Below are 11,987 nucleotides of genomic sequence, written 5' to 3' on the forward strand. Positions count from 1 at the left end.
TTTTAACCCCAGTTCTTGCGCAAGAACAATTCAGCCTTGGGAAGCGGATCGAAATCCTGAACATTTGGCGAGGGCTTGCCGAACAGGAAGCCCTGCACATTGCCGATGCCGCAATCGCGCACGAATTTAAGCCCGCGTGGATCATCGATTTGTTCAGCGATGGTTTCCACTTTCATGTCACGACAGAGGTTGCCCAGCGCGATGAGGAAGGAGCGACCTTTTGGGGCTTTCAGGGCATTGCGAATGGCGGACCCATCCAGCTTGACTATATCGACCTCTAACGTTGAGAGATACTGGAAGCTGGCCGCGCCCGCCCCGAAATCGTCCAGGCAAACCTTGTAGCCTTTTTTGCGCAGGGTCTGGATAAATTCATTGGCTTCACTCAAATCATCCAGGCGCGCGCTTTCAGTGATTTCAAACATCAGCTTATCCGCCGCCCAGTCGTTGTCATCCAGAAGGGTCGTCAGTTGCTTGATGTAATTCTGATCGCCGACTGAATAGCCGGAGACATTGACCGCCACGTGATATTCCTTGCCCTTGGGCTGCTGGGCCAGCCACTGCAACGCCATCTGTGCCATAGCGAGATCAAATTCCGGGATCAGGCCAGTTTCTTCAGCAAAGACGATGTATTCGTATGGCGATTTTCCCGCATGTTCCCCGCGAAAACGGGCCAGACATTCATAATGATGGATTTTACCATCGCGCGTGCCGATGATGGGCTGGAAAGCGATAAAAAATTCCCTGTCTTTCACCACAGCCTTGAAGGTCTGAATTTTTTCCTGTGCCTCGCCCACAAGCGCGCTCATATTCCTCGTCAAAGCACCTGTTGTGAAATCAGCCCCTTTGGCGTTTTTAAATTGGTTGATGGTATAGGCCAGACCGTTAGCCAGATCTTCATCGGAAATATTATCGCAATCGACTTCCATGGTGGCGGCTTTTACATCCAGTTCCACCTTGCCGCCACTGGCGTTTGATGCGATTTCCGAGATTTTATCGGACAGTTGACCGACATCCAGATCGTGCTTGTGGACAATCCCGAACTTATTGTCGCTGATGCGCCCGGCGGTATCTCCACCGATGGAAGAGGATCTGAGGAAAGAGCCGACCGAATTCATCAAATGCCCGGCATCTTCGTTCCCTAAGGAATTGGCCAGTTCCTGCAACTGATCCATATCCAGCATGGTCATTTCTACCATTTCACCAGCCGCAGCCTGTTGCTTGATGCGGGTTTCAGCAGCTTCGATGAAAGAGATGTCATCCAGAAGGCCGCTTTCTTCATCTTTTTTAAGTTTGCTTGTGCGGCCAAAATCATTGCCCAGACGCATGCCGATAAAGAGATTGTCTTTTAAATCCCGAACCCGATAGCCCATCATTTCGATAGGGGGTGTTGGGCCTTTGCGCCCTTTTAAGCGAATGGAAACCCCTTCAATCCGGTTGTCCCCGGTCGCACCGGAAGCCACCTGAATAAACAGCAGATGGTCATCTTCTTCGATAATATCGGTAACGGGCGTGCCAATCAGTTGGGCTTCGGTTTTGCCTGTAATAGGGGCCACAGCACCGCCTGCAAAAACGATGTTAAAATCGTGATCCAATTCCAGAACAATGTCGTTCCAGCAAAAAGTAAATGCGACAAATCTGTCACGCTCGGCTTTCATATCAAGGTCGCTGCCCATAGGTATCTTGCCTTTATTTTTATGTACCCTCGCAAATATGGTATAGCAAACCTATATCATTTCCAGCATAAAATATGAAAAGCTTAAATATGATACCTGACAAAGATATTCAATCGTGGGTCTTCGACCTGGATAACACGCTCTATCCCGCATCCTGCAACCTTTTTGCGCAAGTCGATATCCGCATGCGTGATTTTATTTCCAACCTTCTGGGGTTGGGGAGTGAGGACGCGCGGGTTTTGCAGAAACAGTATTTCCGTGATCATGGCACCACGCTTCGCGGTCTAATGACAAATAATGATATCGATCCTAAACCTTATCTGGATTATGTCCACGATATTGATGTCAGTCCTGTCCAGCCTGCACCCGACCTCTCAGACACGCTGGCGGCCTTGCCGGGTAAGAAATATATCTTCACCAATGCCTCAACCGGGCACGCAGAACGTGTTATGGACCGCCTTGGGATTGCGCAGCATTTTGACGGGATTTTTGATATCGTTGATGCAGACTATCAACCTAAACCTGAGCCCAGCATTTACGACACCTTCATTTCCCGCTTCAATATCGACCCGACAAAAGCCATCATGGTGGAGGATATGGCGCGCAATCTTAAGCCTGCGGCTGATCTGGGCATGTTGTCTTTGTGGGTGGAAACCGAAAGCGACTGGGCACGCGAAGGGGCCAATGAAGCATACGTTCATCACAAAACAGATAATCTGTTGGATTGGTTAAAAGGCGCGCTTTAAAGGGCGTTTACCATTTCCCGGTGGTAAAGAGACTGTGGAAGTGCCCGGCCAGGCGCTTCAGCCCCTTTGGTTTGTTGGGCTTACGGCGATTTGACCAGACACGGGTCGGATCGCCCAGACGGCGTTCTTCCCCCAGATGTTCCACACCCGGTGTTTCAGAGATCACACAGTAAAAGCCCGCCTCTTTATATTTGATATTCACATCCATTTCGCTGCGACAGCCATCAAATTTGCCGAGGTCAAAATAATCTTTCATCCGCTTAATGCCTGGATTGAAAGAGAACGAACCCCATTCAAAAGTTTCAGTCGGGGAGACTTTTCTGAATTTATAGCCATCGACTTCCTGAACATCACCGTAACTAAAGAAGTTTTCATCCTTATTCAGGTTTTCTTTCGTACGCAGCCAGACCTGGGTGATCTTGGGGTTACTGTTCAGGATGGCAAAAGATTCTTCGATAAAGCCTTCTTTGTAGAACAGCCAGTCATCTTCACAATGAAAGACATAGTCTGTTTCAATAGCTTCGTAGGCATCAACGATGGATTTGATCTGACCTTTCTTTTCTTCATTGCACCAGACCTCGAAACGATCGCCATAAAGGTCACGCACCTGTTGATAGACTTCAGGGTCACAAGAATCTTCCGTAATGATGGTGCGCTTGATCGGATAGGTGTTGAATTTTTCAAAGCTTTCAATGGTTTGCTGCAGTAAATCCACACGACCACAACTGGTCAGCACCATGGTCACTTCCGGCTGGCTCATATTTTTCGATCCCCTCGTCAAAAGAATTGGCCTGTTTTAACACCTTCACGGGCGTCTGACACTAGCGTTTTTGCGAAAAACGGCACAAAGCGCGATTAATTTATCCGAAGCCACCGTCGTCCCTGCACGCCCCATCACATACAGCAAAAATTCCGCACTGAAAAAGCCTGCACCGTGATGTTTCTTCGCCCATTTCCAGACACGCGCGAGGATTTTCTTCTGCGCAGCAAAGCGTTGTTGAGGTGTTATCGCGGCGTTATCGTCCAGATGATAGGCCAGCGCAAGCGTCGCATCATGCACTACCTGCGCTTCGTTATTCATGATCCGGCCCGGCTCATCCTTGGGTGAAACACAGACCGGATGAAAGACCTGGGACAACTGGCCTAAAGCTGAAAGGCGAATAAATAGTGAATGATCCTGTGAGAAAACCCGCTCATCACACATCCCGGCTTTTTCAAAATAAGCTTTTTCAAACAGACAATGGCTGACCCGGGCGTAGCCTTCCTTGATCACCAGCATCAAGGGGTCTTCAAAGACTTTGACCTCTGCACCCGTGGGGTCTGGAAAGTCGATATTTTCTTTCCGATCATATTCATCTGAAATGCCGAGGGTGAAAGCGGTCTGGGTCTCTCTTGCTGTTTTCAGCAGGAGTTCGGTGCAATAAGGGGCCAGAATATCATCGGCATCCACCAGTTTGATATAGTCCCCATCAGCGGCCTTGATCCCGTTATTGGTGGCAATGGCAACACCCTGATTGACCTGATCCACAATGACCACATCATCCAAACCTTCAGTTTCTGCTTTCACCACATCCAGTGAATTATCGCTGGACCCATCGTTCACGAACACATACTGGCGTGCAAAATCACCCGTCTGTGTTTTTAATGCCGCGATGACATCCGGCAGAAACGGAGCTTTGTTATAAACCGTTACGACAAAAGAGACTTTGGTCACGAAACAGGCACCACATCAAAGGCAATGGCAATGCGCGGCTGCTGACTTTCCGTCGGCACCGTCGAATGATAAAGATAAGACGGGAACAGAGCGACCAGACCTTCTTTCGGTTGCAAGAACTTCAGGCGATCTGTTTCCAGCATGGGGAATTCATCATTGATCTGACCAAATTCGATATAGCCTGCGTGATCCGGGTTTTCTTCCCCCTTCATCACATCGGGCAGACGCACGTAATAACACCCGCTCATCCAGGCTTCTCCGTGGATATGGGCGATCTGACGGCCCGGTCCGGCCAGAATATTGGCCCAGGATTTAATGCGCCATTTCTTGGGTGCTGTTGCAACAAACTGGTTATCCGGATCATCGGGCAGACTGGCAATATATCCAGCCACATGTTTTTCCATGGCTGCCTTTAAATGAGCAACCGGACCCATGGGTTCGGAATAGATGTCTTTAACTTCTTTGCCATAACGCGTGACCTCATAATGATCAAAGGAAAACAGCTTGGGGTGATTTTCCACGTGCTGCACCAGGGCTTCGTTGAATTCGTCAATATCCTTATAGCCATCGGGCACATCGACCCATTCCGGCTTCACAAATGTATCAAAATCCATATAGCGATCATATTCATCGCCCCCCCCCAACTGATCAAGGGCAGCCAGTTTCCAGGCAACCGCTGTCGTTTCCCCAGGGAAGATTTCCAGCGCTTTTTCCGCCGCCGCCAATCCGGCATCCGGTTTTTTCTGGCTCAGCATAATATAGGAATGCGCCATATGAGTGGAATGATGATCCGGGTCCAGCTCCAACGCTTTTTTGATCACTTTTTCCGCTTCTTCGTGCTGGGAATCCTGATTGAGAGTATTGGCAAGCTTGGTATGAAGCACCGCTTCATCCGGCTTCATGGAAATGGCCTTGCGATAAAGCTCAATCGCCGCCTCCCATTTGCCTTGTGTGTCCAGCATATCGGCAAGGGTCACAACGATATTTACATCTTGTGGCACTTTTGCCATCACGTCGCGATAGGTCTTTTCAGCCTCATCAAACCGTTCTGCGATATAATAGGCATCTGCCAGGCGACGTTCAGCCTGCAGGTAATCCGGCTTTAATTTTAGTGATTTTTTAAAGGCATTGATCGCCTGATCCGACTTATCCAGCCCCAGTAAAGCATTACCCAGATTGTAATGGGCCATAGGAAATTTGGGGTTCTTTTTAATGGACTTTCGAATCTCTGTTTCCGCATCCGCGTATTTGCCCTGCGACAGATAGGTTACCCCCAACAGGTGACGCGCATCGGGATGGGACGGCACTTTGGATAAAATCTGATTAAGTACATTCTGAGCCTGCCCCAGCTGGCCTGAATTAATCTGCTGCATGGCGATCTGCAGGGCTTGGTCTAAGGAAACATTTTGCATGGTCTGGCGAACCTTTGGCTCAAAATTTTAAAGAAGGCAAAACTATACTTAAAATCCCGCCCTTTTCAAGCTGGCAGACAAAAGAAAACCCCGCACAGATAGGCGGGGTTTTCCTTAATCATAAAGGTTCGAAACCTTAAGCAGTACGCAAGACTTCAACGCCTGGCAGTTCTTTACCTTCCAACCATTCCAGGAAAGCGCCGCCCGCTGTTGAAATATAAGTAAAATCTTCTTTCGCACCGGCATGGTCAAGCGCAGCTACCGTATCACCGCCACCAGCGACAGACACCAGCTTGCCGTCTTTGGTCAAAGCAGCGGCTGCTTGCGCCGCCCCATTGGTGCCCGCATCAAACGGAGCAATTTCAAACGCACCCATCGGGCCGTTCCAGACGATTGTTTTACATTTCGCCAAACGATCGGTTACATCTGCGACAGATGCCGGACCCACATCCAGGATCATCTCATCACTTGCTACGCCATCTTTCAGCGCAACCGTGCGGTTTTCAGCACTCGCTGCAAATTCCTTGGCGACCACGCCATCAACAGGCAGGATGATCTCACAGCCATTTTTCTCAGCATTTGCCAGAATTTCCTTGGCGGTATCGGCCAGGTCATGTTCACAAAGCGAGTTACCGATATCAATGCCCTGAGCATTCAGGAAGGTGTTGGCCATACCGCCACCGATGATCAGCATGTCAACTTTGGCAGACAGGTTGTTCAGCACGTCCAGCTTGGTTGACACTTTCGCGCCCCCAACCAGTGCTGCAACCGGACGTTCCGGGGCTTCCAGGGCACCGGACAGGGCTTCCAGTTCAGACTGCATCAAACGACCAGCTGCAGACGGCAGCAAACGTGCCAGCGCTTCGGTGGATGCATGCGCACGGTGGGCACAGGAGAATGCATCGTTTACATAGATATCACCCAGGGCTGCCAGCTTTTCAGCAAAAGCCTGATCGTTATCTGTTTCTTCCTTGTAATAACGCAAGTTTTCCAGAACACAGACTTCTGTATCCGCCAGTGAATTTACAACTTTTTCTGCTTCTTCGCCGATACAGTCAGAAGCGAATTTCACATTCTTGCCAAGCTTAGCAGCCAAAGCTTCTGCGATCGGTTCAACGGTCATTTCCGGAACACGTTCGCCTTTTGGGCGGCCCCAGTGTGTGATCAGCACTACACGGGCACCTTTTTGGGTCAATTCCACAATGGTCGGCAATGTGCGTTCAATACGGGTGCTGTCGGTAACAACGCCGTCTTTCATGGGTACATTCAAATCCGCACGCAACAAGACACGTTTTCCAGCGACATCATAATCACTCAGTGTTTTAAACTGTGACATATTCTTTCCTCTATTTTCGCAAGTGCAATATGTTGGGACGCACTATACAGATTTTTGCGCAGATGTGAATTGACGATTTTCAATCTGCTTTTCTTATACATATTGTGAATAAAAGGATTGATTTCTATCTAGGGATGCATGTAAAAACGGCCCTGCGTAATTAAAATTGTGTGCAACTCAGGGGAAATTGCATTTATGGCTTACACGCGCCGCAAAATTATACAGGCTGGATTAGCAGGCGCAGCATCCCTATTTTGTGCACCGCAAGCCCTTGGCGCGCACAGCCGCACTCTGAAGATTGTCCACCATCAGGATTTTGCCCCCTTTGAATATGAAACAGATAGAAAAGCAATCGGCATTATCCCCGACATTTTGAACTTGGCATTTGAAGGCATTGCGTCTTACGATCTCACTCACGAATCTCTGCCCTGGAAACGCGCCCAGACCCTTGTATCCAATGGTAATGCTGATGGGCTGACGGCTTATGCGTCACGCGATCGCCGAGAATATATGAATTTCAGCAAAACACCCTTGATCCATATAACACCAAGCCTGTTTTTCTCCGCCAGTCATCCCCGCATTGACGAGCTGAAATCCATTTCAACCCTGAATGATTTGAAACAATTTGATGTGGTAGACCTGATCGGCAACAGCTGGGCGGAAGAAACCGTTGCCCCGCACACACCGATGAAATGGTTCCCTGAATATGATCAGATTTTCAAAGTTCTACTGTCCAACCGTTTTGATGTCCATGTGGCCCTAAGTTTTGAGATGGTGAAACTGCAGCTCAAGGCCTTTGGCTATGACAGCGACGCCCTGGTCAGTGTCAAAATCCCAGCCCTGATCAAGCCTGTCCCGCTTTATTTCGGACTGCGCAAGTCCTTGCCGGGTAGTAAAAACATCCTGAAAGCCTTTGATGAAAAACTGGAACAGATCAAACCCCAGATCAAGACCATCAAAGCCAAACATGTGATTGCTTAAACTAAATCTTATAACCCAGCTCTTTAGCCGTCTCAAAAGCACGTTTGGCGGCACGTTGACCGACATCAACGGACCATTTCTGACCGACCTGGAGACTTGGTTGCAGAATTTGCGACGATTTCTGAACGATAGACCGACCAAGCGGGCTTTTATAATAAGCGATGGCATGTTCGATTTCTTCAAGAGTGAACACTTTGTCATAAATCGGCACCATCATATCAAAGAAAGAACCTTTGGAGGCCCGCATTTCAGACCCCATAGCTTTTGCAATTGCGTTGGCATGCTCCTGGGTCAAACGCGAGTCTTTGGCCTGAATCTGCTTTAGCACCTCAGGGACAACAGCTCTTACTGCTTCATCCATCATCATCATCGCACCAGAGGCTTCGATCATCTCGATAATTTTGGCTCTCTTATTTGCATCTGCGGCTTGTGTGACCGATGCAAAGACCAAAAATGACAAGAGTGACAAGCTCATGATCAGAAAACGCATTTCTTCCTCCTAAAATATAATCCGACCATCACCCTAGCCTTTTAACGATATTTTAAAAGGCTTTTCTCGCAAAAAAAGCTCTCTTTCCGCCAAGGAGGGAAAGAGAGCTTGAAGTGCTGAACGAAGGAGGGTAAATCCAGCGTAAATGATCATAAAGACTGATCAGAGCCTTTGATCTTTTTCAGACTAATAGATGCCCGTCGCCTCTGTAATTGCGAAATCTCAATTTTCTATATATTTACCCCGCCAACCGACCAGGCCTCTGGCTTTCCTTCCTGATTGATATGACTGATGCGACTGATCGAGAGCGTTTCGATTTTTAAACGCAAGGCAGCTGTTGGTGTTATATCCAGGGCTTGGGCTAAGGCTGCACGGATGGTTCCGGCATGTGCCACACAAATAATGTCGGCCCCTTCATATTTACGAACCAGATGACGGATACATTTTTCGACCCGTTTACACAGAGTCTCAAAACTTTCTCCATCCGGCGGGCAATGACCAGCCGGGTCGTCCCAAAACGCCAGACTTTCCGGATCATCTTCCAGATCATCCCAGGTCTTGCTTTGCCACAGGCCGAAATTCTGTTCCATCAATTCTTTATAAGCCAGCGGACGAATTGTCCAATCGCGCATGGCAGCAACCGCTTTGGCTGTCTTTTTGGTACGCGACAGGCTGGAAGTCACCCAAAGCGCATCTTCTGGCAACAGGTCTGCGACTTTTTGCAGGCTTGCTTCATCTTTCAAATTACAACCCACATCACGCTGTCCATAAATACGCCCCGGCATCATGGCTTTGACGGGTGCATGGCGCACCCAGTGAAAATTGGTGATGGTGATTGTCATACGGTCGCGACCAATACCATCAAGGCAACAATCTCTACAATCTGTTGCGAAGCCCCACAGACATCCCCGGTATGCCCGCCGATCTGTTTTTCCGCCAGTCGCGCAAAGCCAAACAGTGCCAGCGCACAGATCAACATCGCAAGCAGTCCTTCCACCAAGGTGGCTGCGGCAATAAAAAAAGCAGCGCCAAGGAAAATGCCCTGCAGTACAATGACCAGATCTGGCTTTTCCATCTTTGCCGCCAAACCGTCCGTTCGGGCAGGCGACAGAATGGCAAGCAACACGACAGGACCAACACGCGATAGTGCAGAAACGGCAACAATCGCAGCTGCTGCAATGGTCCAGTCGTCAAACCCGGCGAGACAGGCAACGCGCAGGCCAATGGAAAAGATCATAGCCAGCACACCATAAGCCCCGACCCGGCTGTCGCGCATGATCTCCAGTTTACGCTCTTTCTCATAGCCACCGCCAAAACCGTCAGCCACATCGGCCAGGCCATCTTCATGCAGGGCCCCCGTGACCAGCACGCAGGTCAAAACACCGATGAGGGCGCAGACCAGATCAGGCAAGTTTGTCAGATGGGCAAGGCTGAACACCGTCGCCCCGATGGCACCGACCAGCAACCCTAAAACTGGAAAAACTCTTAACGCTCTATTTAAAGCTTGGTCGGGGATATCGCCGTTCAACTTCCACGGAATGCGGGTCAGAAATACCAATGCCAATTGCACATCTTCCCACCAACTTTGCAGGTTTTGTGCGTTTTTATTGAATGAAGAACTGGTATCGCTCATGACCTGATGCTATGTCTGTTTTAACTATTTTTGACTTATACCCCAACCAACTAGGTTGGGAAAGGGAGTAACAGGCCGTGACGACATTGCCCCACGTGAAATCCATCGAAGACATCCGCAACATTCTGGGTAACCTGCCTGCACGCAGTGAAGAAGCCTTGCAAAATGCGCAAGCACGTGAACCACAGCTGACCAAGCCGGAAGGCGCATTGGGTCGTCTGGAAGATATCAGTCACTGGGTTGCCGCCTGGCAAGGAAACTATCCGCCGCGCATCCGTTCGGTCCATTGTAATGTCTATGCAGGCAACCACGGGGTTGTCGCCCAAGGTGTTTCTGCTTATCCGGCCGAAGTCACCAAACAGATGGTGCAAAACTTCATTGATGGCGGGGCAGCCGTTAACCAGCTGTGCGGCACCTTTGATGTAGACCTGCAAGTCCATGAAATGGCTTTGGACCAACCTACCGACGATATGTCACAAGGCCCGGCCATGTCTGATGAAGATGCAGCCGAAGCTTTCTTTTATGGCATGACGACAGTGAAAGATCATACTGACCTTCTCTGTGTCGGTGAAATGGGCATTGGCAACACAACAGCCGCTGCTGCTGTGGCATTTGGCCTTTATGGCGGGGATGTGGATACCTGGGTTGGTCGCGGCACAGGCGTGGATGATGAAACCCTGAAACATAAAGCCGAAGTGGTCGCGGCCTCTGTTGCCAAGAACAAAGAAAACATCACCGACGGGCTGGATGTGATGCGCTGCCTGGGGGGGCGCGAACTGGCCGCCATGGCAGGCGCCGTTTTGGCCGCACGCCTGAAAGGCGTTCCCGTTTTGCTGGATGGATATGTCTCCACCAGCGCGGTTGCCGTTCTGGAAGCCACCTGTGCCGGGGCCTTGGATCACTGCATCGTTGCGCATAATTCGGTTGAACCGGGCCATCAATTGCTTTGTGAAAAACTAAACAAAAAGCCTTTGTTCGACATGGGCATGCGTCTGGGCGAAGGCAGTGGTGCAGTACTGGCTGTTGGTATGGTACGCGCAGCTGTGGCATGCCATAACGAGATGGCTACTTTTGGCGATGCGGGTGTGTCCACCAAAGGCAGCGAGGCGTGAGCACCACGTCCCTTTCCCTTAAAGGATTTGCCACGCTGATCTTGTTGGCGATGATCTGGGGATCAAGCTTTACCTTCATCAAAGTGGCGTTGGAAACCATCAACCCGCTTTCCATTGCCGCCGGGCGCATCAGTCTGGCTGCTGTGGTACTGCTCTCCATTGCCTATATCCGTAAGGAAACCTTCCCGCGTGAATTAAATATCTGGGGATGGTTGCTGGCTCTGGCCGTTTTGGGCAATGCCGCCCCTTTCTTCCTGATCGGATGGGGGGAACATAATGTGGATAGCGGCATGACATCCGTTCTGATGTCCGTCGTTCCGCTGACCGTGCCCATCATGGCCCATTTCTTCACCGATGATGAGAAGCTTACGCCCTATATGATGATTGGTGTGGTGATCGGTTTTACCGGGTTAATCGTGCTGATTGGTCCTGAAACTTTGTTGGGCCTGGGCGAAGACTTGATCAGCCAGGGTGCAATTGTTTTAGCAGCCCTTTGTTATGGGGCCGCTTCCTTGGTTGCGCGCCGTTTGCGCCATGTGCCCTTTATGGTCGTGGCCTCCGGCTCAATGATTTTGGCGGCCGCCATGATGTTGCCGACTTCGCTTATCATCGATCAGCCCTGGACCTTCACACCAGATTTGCTGCATTGGGGGGCGATCATTTATCTAGGTCTCTTCCCCACCGCCCTTGCCAACATCCTGTTATTGCAAGTGATCAATTCCAGCGGGGTCAGTTTCCTTGCGCTTAACAACTATCTGGTGCCGGTCTTTGGCGTTGCGATTGCCGCTCTGACACTTGGCGAAGATATCCCGGCGGAAATGGTCACCGCCATGGGGATCATCTTCTTTGGGATTTTCGTCAGTAACCTGAAACGCAAAAGCGGCTGATTT

At 49.9% G+C, this 11,987-nt stretch carries 12 protein-coding genes; 4 read left to right on the plus strand and 8 right to left on the minus strand.

Annotated features, from left to right (window positions below):
- Positions 1-2 precede the first annotated feature (2 nt).
- Positions 3-1,673: an EAL domain-containing protein gene (locus RYZ26_RS08980; RefSeq protein WP_317682859.1), complete on the minus strand. Its 1,671-nt coding sequence runs from the start codon at positions 1,671-1,673 to the stop codon at positions 3-5.
- 89 nt (positions 1,674-1,762) lie between these two features.
- On the opposite strand from RYZ26_RS08980, the gene RYZ26_RS08985 reads away from it, so the two are divergent.
- Positions 1,763-2,419, plus strand: coding sequence for a pyrimidine 5'-nucleotidase (locus RYZ26_RS08985; RefSeq protein ID WP_317682860.1), 657 nt, complete (start codon positions 1,763-1,765; stop codon positions 2,417-2,419).
- Positions 2,420-2,426: 7 nt separating this feature from the next.
- Here RYZ26_RS08985 and RYZ26_RS08990 read toward each other — a convergent pair whose 3' ends face one another.
- The 4 genes from RYZ26_RS08990 to RYZ26_RS09005 all read right to left on the minus strand — a co-directional run bounded on the left by RYZ26_RS08990 (position 2,427) and on the right by RYZ26_RS09005 (position 6,881).
- Entirely contained in the window at positions 2,427-3,179 is a 753-nt protein-coding gene (locus tag RYZ26_RS08990) for a glycosyltransferase (protein ID WP_317682861.1), read from the minus strand.
- Positions 3,180-3,224: 45 nt separating this feature from the next.
- Positions 3,225-4,133, minus strand: a complete 909-nt coding sequence (locus tag RYZ26_RS08995; RefSeq protein ID WP_317682862.1) for a glycosyltransferase family 2 protein — start codon at positions 4,131-4,133, stop codon at positions 3,225-3,227.
- A complete protein-coding gene (locus RYZ26_RS09000; protein WP_317682863.1) occupies positions 4,130-5,545 on the minus strand; it encodes a tetratricopeptide repeat protein in 1,416 nt (471 codons plus the stop codon). The genes RYZ26_RS08995 and RYZ26_RS09000 overlap by 4 nt, the downstream gene beginning before the upstream one ends.
- Before the next feature lie 136 nt (positions 5,546-5,681).
- Entirely contained in the window at positions 5,682-6,881 is a 1,200-nt protein-coding gene (locus RYZ26_RS09005; RefSeq protein ID WP_317682864.1) for a phosphoglycerate kinase, read from the minus strand.
- A 195-nt stretch (positions 6,882-7,076) separates the two neighbouring features.
- Between RYZ26_RS09005 and RYZ26_RS09010 the strand changes: the two genes are divergently transcribed.
- On the plus strand, positions 7,077-7,862 hold the full coding sequence (locus tag RYZ26_RS09010) for a substrate-binding periplasmic protein (RefSeq protein ID WP_317682865.1): 786 nt from the start codon (positions 7,077-7,079) through the stop codon (positions 7,860-7,862).
- A 1-nt stretch (position 7,863) separates the two neighbouring features.
- Here the strand turns inward: RYZ26_RS09010 and RYZ26_RS09015 are convergent, their stop codons facing one another.
- The 3 genes from RYZ26_RS09015 to cobS all read right to left on the minus strand — a co-directional run bounded on the left by RYZ26_RS09015 (position 7,864) and on the right by cobS (position 9,985).
- Positions 7,864-8,352, minus strand: a complete 489-nt coding sequence (locus RYZ26_RS09015; RefSeq protein ID WP_317682866.1) for a DUF2059 domain-containing protein — start codon at positions 8,350-8,352, stop codon at positions 7,864-7,866.
- 230 nt (positions 8,353-8,582) lie between these two features.
- Positions 8,583-9,194: a histidine phosphatase family protein gene (locus RYZ26_RS09020; protein ID WP_317682867.1), complete on the minus strand. Its 612-nt coding sequence runs from the start codon at positions 9,192-9,194 to the stop codon at positions 8,583-8,585.
- Positions 9,191-9,985 (minus strand): adenosylcobinamide-GDP ribazoletransferase, encoded by a 795-nt coding sequence (gene cobS / locus RYZ26_RS09025; RefSeq protein WP_317682868.1) that lies wholly within the window; start codon positions 9,983-9,985, stop codon positions 9,191-9,193. Before cobS ends, RYZ26_RS09020 begins: the two co-directional genes overlap by 4 nt.
- Before the next feature lie 77 nt (positions 9,986-10,062).
- Between cobS and cobT the strand changes: the two genes are divergently transcribed.
- Positions 10,063-11,097, plus strand: a complete 1,035-nt coding sequence (cobT, locus tag RYZ26_RS09030; protein WP_317682869.1) for a nicotinate-nucleotide--dimethylbenzimidazole phosphoribosyltransferase — start codon at positions 10,063-10,065, stop codon at positions 11,095-11,097.
- The gene (locus tag RYZ26_RS09035; RefSeq protein WP_317682870.1) at positions 11,094-11,984 is read left to right on the plus strand and encodes a DMT family transporter; all 891 of its coding nucleotides are present in this window, start codon (positions 11,094-11,096) and stop codon (positions 11,982-11,984) included. Before cobT ends, RYZ26_RS09035 begins: the two co-directional genes overlap by 4 nt.
- Positions 11,985-11,987: the final 3 nt, after the last annotated feature.

This window comes from Terasakiella sediminum (assembly GCF_033100395.1).
Lineage (GTDB): Bacteria > Pseudomonadota > Alphaproteobacteria > Rhodospirillales > Terasakiellaceae > Terasakiella.

Excerpts from the sequence above, each read along its gene's own strand:
- RYZ26_RS08980 (WP_317682859.1), bottom strand. The coding sequence starts at position 1,673 with ATGGGCAGCGACCTTGATATGAAAGCCGAGCGTGACAGATTTGTCGCA.
- RYZ26_RS08985 (WP_317682860.1), top strand. The coding sequence starts at position 1,763 with ATGATACCTGACAAAGATATTCAATCGTGGGTCTTCGACCTGGATAAC.
- RYZ26_RS08990 (WP_317682861.1), bottom strand. The coding sequence starts at position 3,179 with ATGAGCCAGCCGGAAGTGACCATGGTGCTGACCAGTTGTGGTCGTGTG.
- RYZ26_RS09000 (WP_317682863.1), bottom strand. The coding sequence starts at position 5,545 with ATGCAAAATGTTTCCTTAGACCAAGCCCTGCAGATCGCCATGCAGCAG.
- RYZ26_RS09005 (WP_317682864.1), bottom strand. The coding sequence starts at position 6,881 with ATGTCACAGTTTAAAACACTGAGTGATTATGATGTCGCTGGAAAACGT.
- RYZ26_RS09010 (WP_317682865.1), top strand. The coding sequence starts at position 7,077 with ATGGCTTACACGCGCCGCAAAATTATACAGGCTGGATTAGCAGGCGCA.
- RYZ26_RS09015 (WP_317682866.1), bottom strand. The coding sequence starts at position 8,352 with ATGCGTTTTCTGATCATGAGCTTGTCACTCTTGTCATTTTTGGTCTTT.
- RYZ26_RS09020 (WP_317682867.1), bottom strand. The coding sequence starts at position 9,194 with ATGACAATCACCATCACCAATTTTCACTGGGTGCGCCATGCACCCGTC.
- cobS (WP_317682868.1), bottom strand. The coding sequence starts at position 9,985 with ATGAGCGATACCAGTTCTTCATTCAATAAAAACGCACAAAACCTGCAA.